The sequence below is a fragment of the Leifsonia poae genome, assembly GCF_050632195.1.
Taxonomy (GTDB): Bacteria; Actinomycetota; Actinomycetes; order Actinomycetales; family Microbacteriaceae; genus Leifsonia; species Leifsonia poae_C.
The window spans coordinates 600,401-618,129 of record NZ_CP192580.1; the positions used below are offsets into that span (position 1 = coordinate 600,401).

The following is a 17,729-nucleotide window of genomic DNA, read 5'->3' on the forward strand; positions in this document are numbered from 1 at the left end:
ACGGGACTCGCCGGCCGCCACTATTCGGCGCTGTCGACGACGATGATCCCCGCGAAGCGACCCGGCCCTTCGAAGCGAATCGTGGCGGCACCGGATGCGTCGTCCACCTCGACCGAGCCCTGACCGTCAATCCGTACGTCGGCAGCGGACCCTGGGAGGCGGAGTCGCAGTGCCAGCGCGACCGAGTCCGGAACGGTCGGTGCCTCGATCTCGTAGCGCAGCCGCATCCTGGAGGTCTCGGTCGCGGAGTCCTCGACCGTGACTCGGACTGACACCGGACCGTAGGTTGTGGGGACCGCGTCGGCGGAGAACCCGCCCTGGAGGAGCCAGTCCCTCGGCACTCCCCGGCCGAGCCAGATCGTCTCGGTCTCCGGGTCCTCCCAGACCAGCGCCCACCGCAGCAGCATGGGCACGGCCAGCTGCGCCGGCACGGCATACGGCGCAGGGGACAGTCCAGGGTGGATGCGTCGGGTCTCGGGCGCAGTCCAGCTGCCGCGCGTGTTCCCGTGGAATGCGAGGGCGTAGAGCTCGAGCAGGAAGTCTTCGATCCGGTCGGCGCGCAGCAGACCCCAGCCGTGACCGTAGCTGAGGAAGACGGCCAGCTCGCCGTGGCGGGGTTCGCCTCCGCCTGCGGTGTCGTAGTTGTAGGCGCAAGGCACTCCACAGATGACGTCGTGCCGCGCCGCGCGGTAGTCGATGACGTGTTCGGCATCGGCGAGCGGCAGAATGCCCGAGTACACGAGCTCCATGTTCGCGCGGTATGCCCGGAACTGCGGGTCGACGGCGTCAGCTGACACGGCGACGTCATAGGGAACGTCGACGCCCGCGATCACAGGCAGCCAGGGCGGGTTCTGGTCCCAGCGCGTGGAATTCGTGACCACCGTCAGGAGATCGGCTCGCAGCGCCTCCGCGGCGGAATCCAGTTCGGCCGCCCACGAACGCAGCCGCGACCCCTCGGCGTCTTCGACGGCGAAGGTCGCTGCCGCCCGCCACATCCGGGCCAGTTCGGACCAGCCGCGTACTGCTTCCGCGCTGTTCGAGAGGTACGGGAGGTGGTAGCGCGAGGGATCCGTCTCGAGGCAGGAGTCCGCCTCGCACCAGCCGGCGATCAGGCCGCGGCCGGGGTCGCCCTCCGGGAGTTCGAGCGAATCCGCGCGGCGGTCGAGGAGGAGGCGGGCGATCGCATCGATGCGGATGCGGTGCTCGGAAACGGTCTCGAAGTCGCCCGTCGAGAGGGCGTACTGGGCGACGGCGGTGAGCATCCGCCCGTACTGCCCGGTTCCGGGACCGCGGTAGAGGAGGGACCCGTCGTCACGGACGAACCGTGACAGATAGTTCGTCAGGATGCTGCGGGCTCGCTCCGAGTGACCCCACTCGACAGCGGCGGCGAGGTCGGTGGTGAACGTGTCCTGGAAACCGTCGTGCTCGGCACCGCCGTAGAGGCGGTCGAGAACGCCGTACTTCGGGTCGTCGCCGAATCGCGTCATCATCGACTTGACGAGTGAGTGTCGAGCAAGGTTCGCGAGCCGCACATCCGGAACCCGGATGGACGCCCCGGCCATACGCGTGCGCCACTCAGCGGCGAACGCAAGCAGATCGGCGACGAAATCGCGCGCATTCCCGTTCTCCTGGGCAGGAGGGATGGGCGGGAACGTGTCGATGTATCGCACGCTCACGAGGCGGCCGTCTTGCACATGCGTGACCCGATACCAGACCGGCTGCACGGCGCGGTTGCCCTGCAGGATGCGGAACGGTGCGAACGCGATCACCTCGAACCACTCGGTCGAGGCGGTGTCGGCGACAGAAAGCTGAGGGGAGGGGTGAGGGTCGTCGGTGGCGAGGTCCATCCACGGCCTGGCCGGTGCAGAGGCGGCGGGGGAGGACCCATCGGCCGCGTCGACCGGATACACGAATCGCGGTGCGGGTAGCCAACCGCCCACGAGTCCGTCCAACACGCGGCGCTGTGCACGCACGCCGAACATCCGGGAGTCGTACACGGCCGGGTCGAAGTTCGGGGTGCGGCCGCCGTATTCGAAGCCGACCTTGTCGATGGACTCCGGGGTGCCGATGAAGGTGTGAACCGCGAGTTCGGTGATCGGCACGAGGGTGCCGGCGACGACGGATGGATCCGGATCGGTTCTAGGGCCGGCCGCGACACCGGTCAGGGATGCGGCGAGCAGGTCGGTGGGGCTCGCCAGCACTTCCTCGAGAGTGTTCCCACCGTAGAGTCCGGCTTCCTGTGGGAGGCTCGACTCGGCGCTTCGTGGGAACAAGAGACACGTGCCGTCGGGATCGACCACGACCAGGTCGCCGTCGATCCGGCTCAAGTCCTCGAAGACTGCGCCGTCGGCGGTGGCCGCGGTCAGCGTCCAAGGTCCGACCGCGGATCCGACCGCCAGGGGGCATCGGATCCGGGTCGGACGACCCCACCGTCGACGAGGGTCAGATCCGACAGCTCCGGTACTGCGAGGGCCTCGAAGCCATCCCAACCGAACTCTGCAGAACCCGGCGTGCTCATCCGACGTCCAGGGCGTTCCGGGCGGCCACGGAGCCGAGCCAGTGCAGGGACGGCTTCGGGGTGCGCGCGAATGTCTTGCGGTCGACGGCGATGAGGCCGAACGTCGGGGCGTATCCGCTCGCCCACTCGTAGTTGTCCAAAGCGCTCCAGTGCAGGTACCCGCGCACATCGATCCCGTCTTCGATGGCCCCATGGATCGCTCGCAGGGAGTCCCGCGTGTAGTCGATCCGACGGCCGTCGTCCGCGGTGGCGATCCCGTTCTCGGTGACGAGGATCGGGATACCGCCGCTCAATTCCCAGGCGGCGCGGATGCCGTGCGCCGCTGCGTCGGGATAGTACTCCCATCCGGTCAACGTGGTCTCCGTGCCGGCCGCGAGGGGCAGCGGCCCGTTCGGTCCGATGCGAGTACGCGTGTACGCCTGGACCCCGACGAAGTCGTCGCCCCGCGACGCCTCGAGGTACCAGTCGTCGCGCACGTAGCCGTAGTCGCGCAGCGCCTCGTCAGCCCCTTGCTCGCCGGAGGATTGGAAGTCCTGGGTGGCGACCGTCCAGCCGCTCCGGATGCCCGGCACGGTGCTCAGGATCTCGCGCGAGCGGCGGTGCGCCTCGAGCAGTCGCTCAGCGACCACGGGGTCGGGAGCGGGCAGACCGCCGTCTGCTGCGAGCGACGACTCGTCCTCCGCACCCGCGAGCATTGCGGCAATGTTGGGCTCGTTGATCGTGCAGACAGTCCGCACCCCGGTCTGCAGGATGGGCAGCACTGACTCCGTGTACCGGGCGAAAAGCTCGGGCGACTCGGGATTGTGCCAGAAGCCCGCCTCGTGCATCCACTGGGGCACGGTGAAGTGAAGCAAGGTGATGACGGGATCGAGGCCGTGGTCGAGCGCGGTGTCGATCATGCGGCGATAGTGGTCGAGCATCGCCTGGGACACTCGCCCGCGCTCCGGCTCGATGCGGGCCCATTCGAGCGAGAAGCGGTAGGCCGTCAGCCCGGCATCGGCGAGGAGCCTCATGTCTTCGGGGTAGCGGTGGAAGCTGTCGGCGGCGTCGAGACTCGGCTCGACGATGGGGGTACCGGAGGCGTGCTCCTTCGTCCACCAGTCGCTGTTGGTGTTGTTGCCCTCCACCTGGTGTGCGGCGGTGGCGGCACCCCAGAGGAAGTTCTCCGGGAATTTGAGCATGGTGAATCTCCAGTGTGTTTCTCGAATGGGTGGAAAAGTGGATGCGGGTCAGCTCGGCCGCGACCCGGTCGGGGTCGGCACGGCGTCAAGCAGTCGTCGCGTGTAGTCGTCCTGCGGGTTGCGCAGCACGTCGACGGTGGCTCCGCTCTCAACGACGGTTCCCTTGTTCAGCACGAGGATCTCGTCGGTGACGAGCCGTGCACTGAGGAGGTCGTGAGTGATGTAGAGAAGGCTCACACCGCGTTCCCGGCGCAAGCGGGTGAGGAGCGCGAGCACACCCGACCGCAGTGACATGTCGAGCATCGACACGGGCTCGTCAGCGATGAGCACCTGCGGATCGCTGGCCAGGGCGCGAGCGATCACGACACGCTGGCGCTGGCCGCCCGACAACTGATGCGGCAGCTTTGTGAGGAACTCATCGGCCGGGGTGAGCTCGACGGTCTCGAGGAGTTCACGGGTGCGTTGGTCGACCTGGGCGCGGTTGAGCCCTCCGAAGTTCTTGAGCGGCCGACCGATGATGTACTCGACGGGATGTAGGGGGTTGAGGGCCGCATACGGGTCTTGGAAGACCATCTGCACCTTGGCGTAGAGGCGCTTCAGCTGCCTCCGGTTCGTGAGCCGGTCGATCCGCACGTCGCCGAAGCTGATCGTTCCCGAGGTCGGGCGCTCGATGCCGGTGATGAGCTTGGCGATCGTGCTCTTGCCGCTGCCCGACTGTCCGACCAGCGCGATCGCCTGGCCGGGCGCGATCTCGAGCGTCACGTCGTCGACGGCGCGGAACGGCGCACCGCGCACACCGGATCGGTACTCCTTGCTCACGCCCTCGAGACGGATCGAGTTGGTGACGCGGACACGGCCCGAGTGTGCGTCAGGAGATGCGGAGGTCTGCGACGGCGTCGCATCCACGACCAGGCCCGGCACCGAGATGTGTTCGGCGCGCGGGTCCGCGTAGTGGCTGAGCAGCATGCGCGTGTACGGATGCTGGGGGTTCGTAAGCAATTGCTCGCTGTCGCCGTCTTCGACGATGCGGCCCCCGCTCATCACGAGCACCCGCTCGGCGCTTTCGAGCACGGTGCCGAGGTCGTGGCTGATCAGCACCGCGGTGAATCCCTCGCTGCGCTGGAGCGACTGGATGGTCTTCATGACCGCCTGCTGTACCAGCACGTCGAGTGCCGTGGTCGGCTCGTCGAACACCATCAGGCGTGGCTCCAGGGAAAGCGCGAGGGCGATCGCCACCCGCTGGCGCATACCGCCCGAAAGCTGACCGGGGTAGCTCTTCAGGATGCGGTCGGAGAGCTCGACCTTCTCGAGCAGGTCGACCATCCGTGCGTGACGCAGCTTGTCGGGCACGTGTCCGTGAGCGCGGAAGATGTCGGTGAAGTGGTTCGCGACCGTGCGTACCGGGTTGAGGGCGTTCATCCCCGCCTGCAGCACCATCGCGAAGCCGCCGCGGCGCTGCCGCCGCACTTGCTCGGGCGAGAGTTCGGCGATGTCGGCGCCGTCGAAGAGGATCCGGCCCTTCTCGATGCGCGCGGGCGGCTTCGCGAGCCGGGTGATGGCGAAGCCGAGAGTCGACTTTCCGGAGCCAGACTCCCCGACGATGCCCACGAACTCGCCCGCCCTGAGGTCGAACGAGACATCGTCCACCGCGACGACCGGTGGCCGCTTGTCGCTGGCATAGCTCACGGTGAGGTTCTGGACCGAGAGTAGAGGTTCGGTGTTCTGCATCACTTGCGCCCTTCTCGGAGACGGGGGTTGCTGAGGGCGTCCACGCCGAAGTTGATGAGAGCCATTGAGACGGCGAAGAGCGCGATCATGAGGCCGGGGGCGAAGATGATGATCCACTGCCCGGTGAGCAGCACGTTGCTGGTCTCGGCCCAGTAGAGCTGCGTGCCCCAGCTGACGACGTTGGAGTCGCCGAGCCCGAGGAACTCGAGTCCTGCTTCGGCGAGGATCGCGCCACTCGCCGCGCCGAAGAAGGTGGCGATGACCAGCGAGCTCATGTTGGGGAGGATCTCGCGGAACACGATCCGGGTGGCACTCTCGCCGCTGAACCGCGCGGCCGCGACGAAGTCCCGCGAACGCAGTGTCTGCGCCTGTGCCCGGAGTACGCGCGCTCCCCACGCCCATCCGGTGATGACGATCACGAGGACGACCGTCGAGACGCCGCCGCCGTGCAGGTATGCCGCGATCACGATCATCAAGGGCAGAGCCGGGAGCACCAGGAACAGGTTCACGAGGAAGTTAAAGAAGTGGTTCGTCGTCGCCTTGCTGTATCCCCAGGCTAGGCCGATGATCAGCGACAGCAGTGTGGCGAGTGCGCCTGCGACGAGCGCGACCGTCACGGAGACCTGGGCGCTCGTGAGCACCTGCGAGAGCACATCCTGTCCGAGCGGAGTGGTGCCGAGCCAGTGCGCGGCCGACGGATCGGCTCGTCGTTCGAATGAGTTGTCCGTCGCGGAGTACGGCGAGATGAGCGGGCCCACGATCGCCAGGAGCACGAAGAAGCCGAACAGCACCAGGCCGATGCGGGCGAGCCGGTTGGACCAGATGGTGGCGAAGCCGCGACCGATGACGCGAGCGCCGTCGGCCATCATGCTCGCGAAGGATCGCGAGCGGGTCGTGCGCTTCGGTGCGGGAGCAGCGGTGGTCTCAGCCGGTGTCGATGTTTCGATCATGAGCGGGTCCTTGGATCGAGCAGGCCGTAGAGAAGGTCGACGGCGAGGTTGGCCACCAGGAAGGCGACCGTGATCATGAGGAAGAGGGCCTGCATCAGCGGGAAGTCCTGGTTGCTGACCGCGTTGAAGAGCAGCAGGCCGAGGCCTGGGTAGCCGAAGACGGTCTCCACCAGCAGTGAACCGCCGATGACACCGCCGAGGACGAGCCCGAACTGTGTCAGGTTCGGGAGCAGGGCGTTGCGGGCTGCATAGCGAAGCGCGATCGTGCGCGGCTTCAGCCCGTTGGCCTCGGCGAAGGTGACGTAGTCGTCGCCGAGCGTGCCGATCATCGTGTTCCTCATCGTGAGCACCCACGTTCCGACCGTTGTGGCGAAGATCGTCAGGGCGGGCAGCATCGCGTGCGAGGCGATGTCGGTGACGGATGCCCAGCTGAAGGCGACGTCGATGTCGGGGGAGTGCGATCCGGAGGTGGGGAAGACGCGGCCGACGTAGCCGAGGAAGAAGAGGACGAGCATCCCGAACCAGAACGGCGGGAAGGCGGCGAAGAACTGGCCGCCGACGGTCGCCCAGGTGTCGAGCGCACGCCCGCGCCGCCAGGCGCCGAAGATGCCGAGGAGGGTTCCGACTGCGTAGGAGATGATCGTGACCAGCCCCACGAGCACCACGGTCCAGGGCAGGGCGGCGAGCACCATGTCACGCACCGAGTGCGGGAAGTTCGAGTACGAGACCCCGAAGTCCAGATGGGCCACCTGACCGAGGTAGGTGACGTACTGATCCCAGAGGTTGCCGTTCGGCACACCCAGCTGGGCGACGATCGCCTTCTGCATCTCGGGCGTGACCGTCTGGTTGCGGGCCAGCTTGGCGATCGCGGCCTCCGCCGGCGAACCGGGCATGAGGCGGGGGACGATGAAGTTCACTGTGACCGCTGCCCACAGGGTGAGCACGAAGAGGCCTAAGCGACTGAGCAGGTAACGAGTCACTGCTCTCCAATCACGGTTGTAACGGGGGTCGGGCGGACTGTGGGGCGGAGGCAGCGGGATTCGTGTCCCGCCGCCTCCGCACTGGTCAGGACCGCTTCAGGTGCGTGGCGTAGAGCAGGACGGTCGACATCCACGTGCTCGGCGGCGCGTACGGGTCCTTCGCGCTCGGCCAACCGGTGAAGTGAGCGTCGTTGTAGAGGCCCCACAGACCGCCGTAGTACAGGGTGATGACGGGCAACTGGGTGACCATCTTCTGCTGGATGGCGTCGGCCGCTTCCTTCTGCGCCGCGGGGTCGGTGCTCGACTTGAGCTGGTCGAGCGCCTTGTCGACGTCGGGGTCGGAGTACCGACCGAAGTTCGACGAGGCCGCCTCTCCGGCGGGAACCGCGAACGAGCTGCTCAGCGCCAGGTTGTAGTCCTGGAAGAGCGAACCGGAGCCGCCCATCGCCGACATCGCGAGGCCGAAGTCGCCGTTGGCGAGTGCCGTGCGGTACGCGGGCTCTTCCGGCTTGTCGAGCTGCACGTCGATGCCGAGGGCGCCGAGCTGGGTCTGAACGGCCTGCAGGCCCTGCAGCCAGTCGGTGTAGTCGTTCGGAACCGTGATGCTCACCGTCAGCTGCTTGCCCGACGCATCGGTGAGCTTGTCACCGTGCTTGGTGTATCCGGCCTTGGCGAACGCATCAAGCGCGGCGCTCGTGTCCTGCTTCACGTTGCCCTGATCGGGAATGGTGTCGTCGAGCGAGGCCTTCTCGTTGGGCAGGATGAGGCCGGTCTGAGATGCGCCGGTCGTGTATCCGTTGACCGCGCTTTCTGCGATCTTGGTGCGGTTCAGAGCGAGACTCAGACCTTCACGGAAGTTGACGTCGTCGTACGGCGCCTTCTTCATGTTGGGGATGAGGGTGATCGTGCCGCCCGGAGGGAACCAGTAGCTGTTGTGCTGCTGATCCGCACCGACCCAGGTCTTCTCGACGTCCGGCATGTAGGCGTATGCCCAGTCGCGACCGTTCTTGACGATGTCTTCCTGCGTGTTCGTCGCGGTGTACGTGATCGTCTCGGCAGCGACCTTGTCCGCATCCCGGTAGTCGTCGTTCTTCGCCAGTACGTACTGGTTGTCGCCGAACTTGCCCAGCTTGTACGGGCCGGTTCCGACGGGTTCGTCGACGGTCGACTTGGTGGGGTCGGCGATCTTGCTCCAGACGTGCTCGGGAACGATCAGCTGCTTGCTGATGATCGCCTCGGCGGGCACATCGTCGCCGTTGAGCGCGAACGTGACGTCGTCGCCCGACGAGGTGATGGAGGCGATGTGCCCCCACACGCCGTTGACGTCGAGGGCGGGGTTCTTCTTGAGCAGGTCGAACGTGTAGAGCACGTCCTGCACGCTGAAGTCCTTGCCGTCGGACCACTTCACTCCGGTGCGGATGGTGAAGGTCACGGTCTTCGAGTCGACGATCTTGCTGGCCGAGGCGAGGGCCGGGGTCTCCTTGCCATCGAGCGGGTTGACGATCTGCAGCGGTTCGTAGATGAACCAGACGCCGAGTCGTGCGTTCGCGCTGAAGGGGTTGAAGTTGCGGGTGTAGGTGGGGGAGCCGTCGTCGGCGCCGAGCATGATGTTCGTGCTGGGCTTGGAGTCGCCACCCGAGCTGGGCTTGATGCTGCAGCCGCTCAGCAGCAGTGCCGAAGCCGCGATCACCGAGGCGGCGACGATCACAGCCCGGGAGCGGGGATTGCGCGTGAGTCGCATGTGTGTGCTTTCCTGTCTTCTTTGACCAGCGCAGCCCTGCAGGCGTGGGTTCCGGATTCGGAATGACCCTGGCAAGCGGGAGGCGCGGTGCGCACGGAACGGTTGGGGTGACTCGCAGTGTATGCGCATACAGTAGCTTTTCGCAAATCTCTCGAGTCGCGCATCCTGAGGCCGGCGGATGCCCTACTGTAGGGAGTGCGACGGGCCCTCGATCCCGTTGATTAACCCGATTCTCGGCCATTGGAGTCACCGTGAACCCTCGAGCTCGACAGCATCGACCGGCTCGCGTCAAAGCGGTGCGCAACTGTAAGCGCGTAACAATGGTCATCAAGGGGTCGACGGATGCACGCTGAGTCCGAATCGCTCGACCGCACCCCCGAGGCGCCTCGGGTTCCCACTGTCTACGACGTGGCCGAGCGCGCGGGCGTCTCCATCGCCTCGGTGTCGCGGGTCTTCCGTCAGCCGGAGTCGGTACGAGCCGAGACGCGCTCCGCTGTTCTGGCGGCAAGCAGCGAGCTCGGCTATCTGCCGAGCGGCAATGCCCGGGCGCTGGCTGCCAAGCGCACGGGGGCCCTGGGAGTGGTCTTCCCCGGAATGGATGAGAGCGAGTCGCTCCCCGAGCTCGTGCTTGCCGGAGAGTCCGCGGTGACCGTCACGGGCGACGATTCCGAGACCGTGACCAACCGGAATCCGGACCAGTTCTACCACGACCTCGTTCTCCGTGGCAGCGAGCTGCAGTCGTGGCATCGCGGATACGCGCTGCACATCAGCGCGGCCCGCGGACGCACCGAGGCCGACCTGGAGCGCACCATCTCCGACATGGGCGGTCGGGTAGACGGCATTGCTGTCTTCGCGGCCAGTCTTCCGGATGAGCTCATCCAGCGCATCGCCCGTCGCATCCCGGTCGTGCTCATCGCCGGAGAGCCGCGCGGAGACGACTTCGATCATGTGACCGTCGCGAACCGCGAGGGCATGGCAGCGCTCACGACGCACGTCGTGCGGACGCACGGAATCCACGACCTGATGTACCTGGCCGGTCCCGCCGATTCTCCCGACGACGCCGAGCGCTTCGACGGTTTCCGGTCGGCCCTCGTCGCCGAGGGCATCAACCCCGACTCGATCCCCGTTCTGCGGGCCGGGTTCACACGCAGCCGCGCGTATGCCGTCGCCGAAGATCTCGTGCAGAGCGAGCGGCTCCCAAGGGCGTTGATCTGTGCGAACGACCAGATGGCCTTCGGTGCTCTGGATGCTTTCCGCACCCACGGCGTCCGAGTGCCGGACGAGGTCATGGTGACCGGATTCGACGGCCTGGCCGACAGCCGCCAGTCGGATCCGCCACTGACCACCGTGTATCAGCCGATGGCCGATGTCGGCCGATCGGCGATCGAGCTGCTTGTCGACCGACTCGGCGACCGATCCCTGCCGCCGCGATCCGTGCGTCTGCCGGTCACCCTGGTGCTGCGCGCGAGCACCGAAGGGCGCTAGCCGCCAGACCGAGGGGCGTCAGCCCGTACGTCCGGCCCATGGGTCGTAATCCGCGATGAGCGCACCCTGCGACGGCCGCTCCGCCTCGGGCACATGCTGCAGGTTCACCCGCACGCGGTACCACTGCGAGCTCGAGCCGCGCATCCCGTCGACCAGCTCGTCGGCGGGGTGAAGCTGGGCGGCGGCTTCGGGGTGGGCCGACTTCCACTTGTCGAGCGCATCCTGAGCCTCGGGTTTGGTCTTGGTGCGAGCCACTTCGATGAGCGGCATCTGGGAGACCCGTCGGCCGGCGCCGTCTCCGGCCCGGGGCGGCTTCTCGGCGGGGCCGAGCCGCTGGGCGAGCGCGAGCAGCCCGTCGAGGGAGCCGACCTCGCCGTCGATGCCCTCGTGGGGGTCGCCTCTTTCGGCGAACCGGTGCAGCACGGTCGGCACGGTGAACTCGTCGGGGCGGCGTGAGCGCACCTCGTCCCAGTCGAGCGGCGTGGAGACGCGGGCGTCGGGCAACGGCCTGACCGAATACGCCGACGCCACCGTGCGGTCTTTGGCGTTCTGGTTGAAGTCGACGAAGACGCTCTCGCCGCGTTCCTCCTTCCACCAGCGCGCCGTGGCGAGGCCGGGTGCTCGGTTCTCGACCTCGCGGGCGAGGGTCTCGGCGGCCAGCCTCACGTCGGCGAATCCCCACTGGGGCGCGATGCGGATCAGGATGTGGAGGCCACGCGATCCGCTCGTCTTCGGCCAGCCGACCAGTCCGTTGTCCTCGAGCACGTCGCGGGCGATGAACGCGACGTCTACGATCTGCGACCAGTCGACGCCCGGCATCGGATCGAGGTCGACCCGCAGTTCGTCCGGATGCTCGAGGTCTTCGGCGCGCACAGCGTGCGGGTTGAGGTCGAGGCAGCCGAGGTTCGACACCCAGGCGAGCCCGGCCGCATCCCGAATCACCGCCTCCTCCGCCGACGTGCCGCTGGCGTAGTGCAGAGTCGCCGTATCGATGTAGTCGGGATGTCCCTCAGGGACGCGCTTCTGGAAGAACGGTTCCTGAGACAGCCCTTTCACGAACCGCTTCAGCACCATCGGCCTGCCGCCCGCGCCGCGAAGGGCGCCGTCGCCGACGGCGACGTAGTAGCGCGCGAGGTCGAGTTTGGTGATTCCGGGCTCGGGGAAGACGACCTTGTCAGGGCTCGAGATGCGCACCTCGTGCCCGGCGACCTCCAGGAACGTCTCGGATTTCGAGGACGGGCTCATGGCGGTCACGCTACTGTCGACGGAGCCGCGCGTCCAGGGCCAGCCGCGAGTGCGGCTCGTTCGGGCGAAGGACAGGCGAACGCTCCACACGATCTGGGAGAGGATTGAACCTCCAACCCGAACGAAAGGCTTTTGTGATCCCGCACCTCGTCGCTTTCGACCTCGATGACACCCTGGCTCCCTCCAAGTCGCCGCTCGATCCCCGCATGGCCGAACTCCTGGGGCGGTTGCTCGACGTCGCCGAGGTGTGCGTGATCTCGGGCGGGCAGTTCGAGCAGTTCCGCGACCAGGTCATCTCCCGGTTGCCGCGGGCGGCGCGACTCGAGCGGCTGCATCTCATGCCCACCTGCGGCACGCAGTACTACCGGTGGGACGGCGACGGATGGGAGCAGCAGTACGCCGAGAACCTCACCGAGGGCGAGAAGGCGGAGGCGCTGCACGCCGTCGAGGAGGAGGCCAAGCGCCTCGGCCTGTGGGAAGAGAAGACCTGGGGGCCTGTGCTCGAGGACCGCGGATCTCAGGTCACGTTCTCGGCGCTCGGTCAGTCCGCTCCCGTCGATGCGAAGAAGGCCTGGGACCCGACCGGTGAGCGCAGGAGCGTGCTTCGGGCTGCCGTCCAGGCTCGGCTGCCCGAGCTCGAGGTGCGGTCGGGCGGCTCGACCAGTATCGACATCACCCGTCGCGGGATCGACAAGGCATACGGGATGAACAAGCTCACGGCGCTGACAGGCATCCCGTTCGCGGACATGCTGTTCGTCGGCGACCGGCTCGACCCTGACGGCAATGACTTCCCGGTGGTCGCCCTCGGCATCCCCACGCGCTCCGTCGCGGACTGGGAGCAGACCGCCGACCTGATCGAGACGCTGATCGCCGACTAGCCCGAATCGCCGGCTAGACCCGGTGCGGGTCCACACTGGAAGCATGATCGCAGAACAGATTCTCACAGAGATCAGGAGCTACGACGGTGTGCTGGAGCTCGCGCCCCAGCCGGGCAGCGAGCATCCTGAAATCTCCTGGGGTGACTACTTCTTCTATTACGCTCCGGATGCCGTGGTTCCGCAGAACAGGCAGCCGTACGCCACGATCGTGACCAAGGACTACCCCGATGACGTTCAGTCGCATCTCGATGCGCCCGACCGCTGGCGGCTGAACATCCATGTCGGGACGCACCTGTTCACCGAGCTGCTCGGCTACTCGCCCGAGAAGATCGGCACGGATGTCGACTACAGCGAGACGGATGTGTTCCTCCCGCATCCGCTCTACGGTGCTTACGGTTGGGTCTCCGTCGTGAACCCCGGACCGCGCACGACGGAGCGCGCACTCGCCGTTCTGCACGAAGCGCACCTCGCGGACCGGCAGCGCGTGGAGCGCCGCCGATCCGCTCCGAGCTCATGAGCGGCCGTGCTCAGCGTGCCGTGCTCAGCGCGCTGCGCTCAGCGTGCTGTGCAGATCCTGACCCGTGGCCTTCTGGTATGCCTTGAGGCTCGAGTATGTCTGACCCAGCCAGCCGAATGAGACGTTCGCGCCGCTGACCGCGAAGGTGTTCTTGTCGCTGACGTTGTGGCCGCTGACCTTGTCGGCGTCGGCGCGGTCGACGGTCCCGATCAGGGCGCCCGCGTCGTTCGTGGCGGTGATCGTGTTGTTCCGGATGACGTTGTCGAACGCGTAGAACTGGATGAGTACCTCCGGAGACCCATCGTTCAGTTTGTTGTTGTTTCGGAGGGTGTTGCCGGTGAAAGTGTTGTCATGCGATTGGCCGGTCTTGACGTCGCCGCAGTCGCTCGCGCCGTCGCAGTAGCCGCCGGTGGTGATTCCGACGTAGAGGCTGTTGCTGATCGTGTTCGATTGCACGTTGACGAAGTCGGCGGAACCGCGTGCGTTCTCAGCGGCGACCTCGATACCGATGTCGTTGCCCGTCACCACGTTGTTCCGGATGACGATGTGCGTGCCGCCGTCGACGTAGATGCCGTCGGCGCAATTGCACCAGCCGCCGTCCTCGTAGTAGGCCGGGTTGCCCTGCGAGCGGATGTAGCTCACCTGGTTGTCCGAGATCACGCCGTTCCGCGCGCGGTTGAGGTCGGTGTACCGGTACTTGCCCGTGAGCGTCGATTCGTAACCGATCGCGTCGATCCCGATGTTGTTGTTGTCGTGGATGTCGTTGCCCGAGATGACCCATCCGTCGACGTTCCCGTTGACCACGACGGTCTCGCTCGCGCCCAGGCTCAGGTGATCGACGGTGTTCTTACTGATGGTCAGGTCGGTGATCGAGTGCGTGGGATCGTCGCCGTAGACCGCGATGCCGTGAGCGTTGATGTCGAAGCTGCCCATCGTCTGGTTGTCGTTCCCCAGATCGTGAACGTGGTTGCCGCTGATGAGCACGTGATCGTCCGCTCCGTGCACGTAGATGCCGATCGGCATCGCATCGATCTCGCTCGAGCGATAGTCGGTGATCTCCAATCCCGTCACCGTCACGTGGGAGCTGTTTTCGATCGTGACCATGGCGGATCGACCGTCCGCCGGTTTGAACCGTGAGCCGTCGAGGATCACAGGCTCGTGTCTGTAGGCCTCGACGGTGATTCCGGATGCTCCGGTCAGGTCGACCGTCTGGTAGTAGCGGCCGCCGCGGATATCGACTGTGCCACCGCTGCTCAGACGCTTCACCGCCTCCTGAATCGTGCGAAGGGGTGCGGACAGGGTTCCCGCGGCGCGGTCGTTGCCGTCGACCGCGACGGTGATCGTCTTCGGCGCAGCGCTCGCCGCAGTGGGCGCTGCGGCGCCCATGGTGAGGCCGGCCAAAGCGATGACGGCGAGGGAGGGCAGAAGAACTGGACGGAAAATCGACAACATTGTGAATCCCATCTACGAATACCCCGCCTCGAGTGACTTCTCTGGCGAAACGCGCCGGACCTACCTCGCAGGCAGCCGGCTGGGCTCCTCGTAACAGTCGGAAGTTATCACTCAATCCGGCGCAGGGATACGAACGCGCAATCAGAGTGAGCGTTACGCTCCTTTGGTGGGAGGGACGACCGATGACGTTTCGCGATCTGCACTTCACTGACCTGCCTCTGCTCCTTCCGAACGCCTGGGATGTGGCCTCTGCACTCGGCTTTGTCGCCGCCGGGTTTCCTGCGGTCGGCACCACCAGTTTCGGCGTGAACGCGTCGACCGGGCATCCTGACGCCGAGGGTGCGAGCAGGGATGCGACGGTCGAGCTCGTGCGCAAGCTCCGGTCGCTCTCGGCGTACGTCTCGGCCGACATCGAGGACGGCTACAGCGACGACCCGGGTGAGGTCGCATCCTTCGTAGCCGGTCTCGGCGTCTCGGGTGTGAACATCGAGGACTCTGCCGGCGGCAAGCTGATCGACCCGGCGATTCTCGCGGCGAAGATCGCAGCGATCAAGGATGCGGCGCCCGACGTCTTCATCAATGCGCGCATCGACTCGTACTGGTTTCACGAGGACGACACCGTTCCGGCCGTGCTGGATCGCGCGAAGGCATACGTCGACGCGGGCGCCGATGGCATCTTCGTGCCTGGCGCGACCGAGCCCGCGACGCTCGAGGAGTTGGCCGAAGGGATCCCGCTCCCGCTCAACGTGTTGATCGTGCCGGGGCTCTCGCTTGCCGAACTGGGGAATCTCGGCGTGCGGCGGGTGAGCACTGGTTCGCTGCCCTATCGCGTGGCGATCGACGCGGCCGTCGGTGTCGCGATCGCGCTCCGGGATGGTGGCGAGGTCGCGTCGGCGACGTCTTACGCCGAATCGCAGCAGCGGCTGCTCGACTTCGCGAAGCGCGCGGATCGGGCCTGAGGAAGGAGTTCGGTCGTGCGAAAAGTCGTCGTCTACGAGTTGTTGTCCCTCGATGGTGTCGCCGAGGATCCCGATGCCTTCATCACCGAGTGGGACGACGTGATGGATGCGAACCTCGGCGAGGTGATCGCGCCGCAGGATGCGGTCATCCTGGGACGTCGCAGTTATCAGGAGTGGGCTCGGTTCTGGCCGAGCAGCGAGATCGAGCCGTTTGCGAGCTTCATCAACCCGGTCGCGAAGTACGTGGCGACGTCCGCGCCGCTGGACCCGGAGTGGGCCAACGCTGCTGCGATCGACGGTGATGTGGTCGAGTTCGTGCGAGAGCTGAAGAACCAGGCAGGCGGGGAGATCGGTGTGCACGCCAGCATTTCTGTGGCGCAGGCGTTGCTGGCCGGAGGTGTCGTCGACGAGCTGAAACTCGTTGTCGCGCCGAAGATCGCGGGTGGCGGGAAGAGGCTTCTCGACGGGGTACCGGCGACGGCTCTCGTGATGAGCGCCAGCGAGGTCACGCCGACCGGGCACCTGCTGCTGAACTACCGCGTGATCTCGTAGTTGCCGAGGATCGGGTCGTCGGTTCCGAGGAGCCGCTGCAGCGCATCCTGAAGGTCGGCGATGCGATCGCGACCGACCAGCGATTCCCACTGCGCGCGCAGCTCGTCGAACACCGCTTCGCCCTCGCGCATGAGTGAATAGCCGCGATCGGTGACCATCAGGCGCGCTCGGCGGCCGTCGGCGGGATCGGGGCTGCGGAGCACGTACGCGTTCTCTTCCAGGAAGCCGACCGTCTTCGCGGCGGCTTGTTTGGAGACGGATGTGCGACGCCCGACCTCGGAGACAGTCTCGGCCCCAGCCACGATCGCGCGCAGAGCGAAGTCATGAGCTGGTCGGACGCCGGGGTGACCGCGCGCAGATAGTCGTTCCGTCGCCTCCTCGGCCATGAACCGGAACCCGCCGAGCAGCAGCAACGCGAGATCGGCACCACTTCGAGACATGAGCCAATCGTAGCGATACGGGGATTATCGACAACCTGGTTGTTTATTTGAGTGATTTGTGACAACCTGGTTGTCTTGTTTCGAACTCATCAGGAGGAACCCATGCAGCTGGATTACGCAACGATCACTGGCGTTCGACACGCGACCGCCGCAGTGAACGGGACGCGCCTGCACTACGTAGCTGCGGGAGACCGGGGCGCTCCGGTTCTGCTGGTGCACGGATTTCCGGAGACGTGGTGGGCCTTCCGCAGGCTCATCCCTCTTCTCGCGGCGCATCACCGCGTCTATGCCGTCGACCTCCGCGGGTTCGGCGACTCGGACACGGCCGGCGACGACTACTCGGGTGCCGTCGCGGCCGAGGATCTTCATGCGCTGATCGAGAGTTTGTCCGTCGGACCGATGCACGTGGTCGGTCAGGATGTCAGCGGCGGGGTGGTCTACCGGCTCGCGGCCACGCATCCTGAAGCCGTCATCAGCCTCACGGCGATCGAGTCGGGCTTGGCGGGATTCGGCGCGGAGGGGTTGGCGGATGTGACACACGGCGGGGTCTGGTACATCGGCGCCTTGGCGGCGCCGGGCATCGCGAGCCTGCTGTTCGAGAAGGAAGCGCGCGCCTTCGTGGGGGAGTACTTGTATCCCCTCTACGGGGTAGCGCCATCCGCGGTCGGGTCCGATGACATCGCCGAGTTCGCCCGCACCTACGGCAGACCAGGCGGATTCGCGGGCGCGGCGGGGCTGTACCGCGGCATGCTCACAGAGGGCGACGAGCTGCGGGCGCTCGCGACGGATGCGCCGCTCCGGATGCCCGTCACAGCCATCGGCTCAAGTGGCGGCGGTTTCACGTACGCAGCGTTCAGCAAAGTCGCCGCCGAGGACGTGACCTCGATCCAGCTCGACGGGGTGGGCCACTATGTCGCGCAGGAGGCGCCGGACGCGCTCGCGGATGCGCTGATCGGGACATTCGCGCGCAGCTCTGCCTGACCGCGTGCCGGTCGGCGCGACGTTTACATCGTTCGCGGGTCTCTGATGCACGCTCAAAACCTCGGCACGTCGCTAGACGGGCCCGCCGCGGATGCGCGACCGCTGCCCGCCGTCGAAAGTGG

The 17,729-nt window shown here is 66.6% G+C and carries 15 protein-coding genes; 6 read left to right on the plus strand and 9 right to left on the minus strand.

All coding sequences use genetic code 11. The features are described 5' to 3' along the window. Positions 1-20: 20 nt before the first annotated feature. The 6 genes from ACQ86A_RS03135 to ACQ86A_RS03160 all read right to left on the minus strand — a co-directional run bounded on the left by ACQ86A_RS03135 (position 21) and on the right by ACQ86A_RS03160 (position 9,098). Complete coding sequence (locus ACQ86A_RS03135) at positions 21-2,327, minus strand: hypothetical protein (protein ID WP_431279169.1); 2,307 nt, start codon at positions 2,325-2,327, stop codon at positions 21-23. Positions 2,328-2,514: 187 nt separating this feature from the next. Beyond that, the gene (locus ACQ86A_RS03140) at positions 2,515-3,699 is read right to left on the minus strand and encodes a glycoside hydrolase family 1 protein (protein ID WP_431279170.1); all 1,185 of its coding nucleotides are present in this window, start codon (positions 3,697-3,699) and stop codon (positions 2,515-2,517) included. A gap of 48 nt (positions 3,700-3,747) precedes the next feature. Continuing rightward, entirely contained in the window at positions 3,748-5,427 is a 1,680-nt protein-coding gene (locus tag ACQ86A_RS03145; protein WP_431279171.1) for an ABC transporter ATP-binding protein, read from the minus strand. Continuing rightward, a complete protein-coding gene (locus ACQ86A_RS03150; RefSeq protein WP_431279172.1) occupies positions 5,427-6,377 on the minus strand; it encodes an ABC transporter permease in 951 nt (316 codons plus the stop codon). The genes ACQ86A_RS03145 and ACQ86A_RS03150 overlap by 1 nt, the downstream gene beginning before the upstream one ends. Beyond that, entirely contained in the window at positions 6,374-7,357 is a 984-nt protein-coding gene (locus tag ACQ86A_RS03155; RefSeq protein ID WP_431279173.1) for an ABC transporter permease, read from the minus strand. The genes ACQ86A_RS03150 and ACQ86A_RS03155 overlap by 4 nt, the downstream gene beginning before the upstream one ends. An 85-nt stretch (positions 7,358-7,442) precedes the next feature. Further along, positions 7,443-9,098, minus strand: coding sequence for an ABC transporter substrate-binding protein (locus ACQ86A_RS03160; protein WP_431279174.1), 1,656 nt, complete (start codon positions 9,096-9,098; stop codon positions 7,443-7,445). Between the two features lie 342 nt (positions 9,099-9,440). Between ACQ86A_RS03160 and ACQ86A_RS03165 the strand changes: the two genes are divergently transcribed. Continuing rightward, on the plus strand, positions 9,441-10,583 hold the full coding sequence (locus tag ACQ86A_RS03165; protein ID WP_431279175.1) for a LacI family DNA-binding transcriptional regulator: 1,143 nt from the start codon (positions 9,441-9,443) through the stop codon (positions 10,581-10,583). Between the two features lie 18 nt (positions 10,584-10,601). Here ACQ86A_RS03165 and ACQ86A_RS03170 read toward each other — a convergent pair whose 3' ends face one another. Continuing rightward, positions 10,602-11,828 (minus strand): DNA polymerase domain-containing protein, encoded by a 1,227-nt coding sequence (locus ACQ86A_RS03170; protein WP_431279176.1) that lies wholly within the window; start codon positions 11,826-11,828, stop codon positions 10,602-10,604. A 137-nt stretch (positions 11,829-11,965) separates the two neighbouring features. Here ACQ86A_RS03170 and ACQ86A_RS03175 point away from each other — a divergent pair, with 137 nt between their 5' ends. Continuing rightward, positions 11,966-12,706 carry an HAD-IIB family hydrolase gene (locus ACQ86A_RS03175; protein WP_431280357.1) on the plus strand — a complete coding sequence of 247 codons (741 nt, stop codon included), beginning with the start codon at positions 11,966-11,968 and terminating at the stop codon, positions 12,704-12,706. A 43-nt stretch (positions 12,707-12,749) separates the two neighbouring features. After that, positions 12,750-13,223, plus strand: coding sequence for a DUF6194 family protein (locus ACQ86A_RS03180; RefSeq protein WP_431279177.1), 474 nt, complete (start codon positions 12,750-12,752; stop codon positions 13,221-13,223). Positions 13,224-13,247: 24 nt separating this feature from the next. On the opposite strand, the gene ACQ86A_RS03185 is transcribed toward ACQ86A_RS03180, so the two are convergent. Continuing rightward, on the minus strand, positions 13,248-14,675 hold the full coding sequence (locus ACQ86A_RS03185) for a hypothetical protein (RefSeq protein ID WP_431279178.1): 1,428 nt from the start codon (positions 14,673-14,675) through the stop codon (positions 13,248-13,250). A gap of 182 nt (positions 14,676-14,857) precedes the next feature. Here ACQ86A_RS03185 and ACQ86A_RS03190 point away from each other — a divergent pair, with 182 nt between their 5' ends. Both ACQ86A_RS03190 and ACQ86A_RS03195 read left to right on the plus strand, forming a co-directional pair. Beyond that, positions 14,858-15,634 carry an isocitrate lyase/PEP mutase family protein gene (locus ACQ86A_RS03190; protein ID WP_431279179.1) on the plus strand — a complete coding sequence of 259 codons (777 nt, stop codon included), beginning with the start codon at positions 14,858-14,860 and terminating at the stop codon, positions 15,632-15,634. Between the two features lie 15 nt (positions 15,635-15,649). Next, the gene (locus tag ACQ86A_RS03195; RefSeq protein ID WP_431279180.1) at positions 15,650-16,186 is read left to right on the plus strand and encodes a dihydrofolate reductase family protein; all 537 of its coding nucleotides are present in this window, start codon (positions 15,650-15,652) and stop codon (positions 16,184-16,186) included. On the opposite strand, the gene ACQ86A_RS03200 is transcribed toward ACQ86A_RS03195, so the two are convergent. Further along, positions 16,168-16,626, minus strand: a complete 459-nt coding sequence (locus ACQ86A_RS03200) for a MarR family winged helix-turn-helix transcriptional regulator (RefSeq protein WP_431279181.1) — start codon at positions 16,624-16,626, stop codon at positions 16,168-16,170. The genes ACQ86A_RS03195 and ACQ86A_RS03200 overlap by 19 nt on opposite strands. Before the next feature lie 102 nt (positions 16,627-16,728). Here ACQ86A_RS03200 and ACQ86A_RS03205 point away from each other — a divergent pair, with 102 nt between their 5' ends. After that, positions 16,729-17,607 (plus strand): alpha/beta fold hydrolase, encoded by an 879-nt coding sequence (locus tag ACQ86A_RS03205; RefSeq protein WP_431279182.1) that lies wholly within the window; start codon positions 16,729-16,731, stop codon positions 17,605-17,607. The last annotated feature ends 122 nt before the right edge of the window (positions 17,608-17,729 follow it).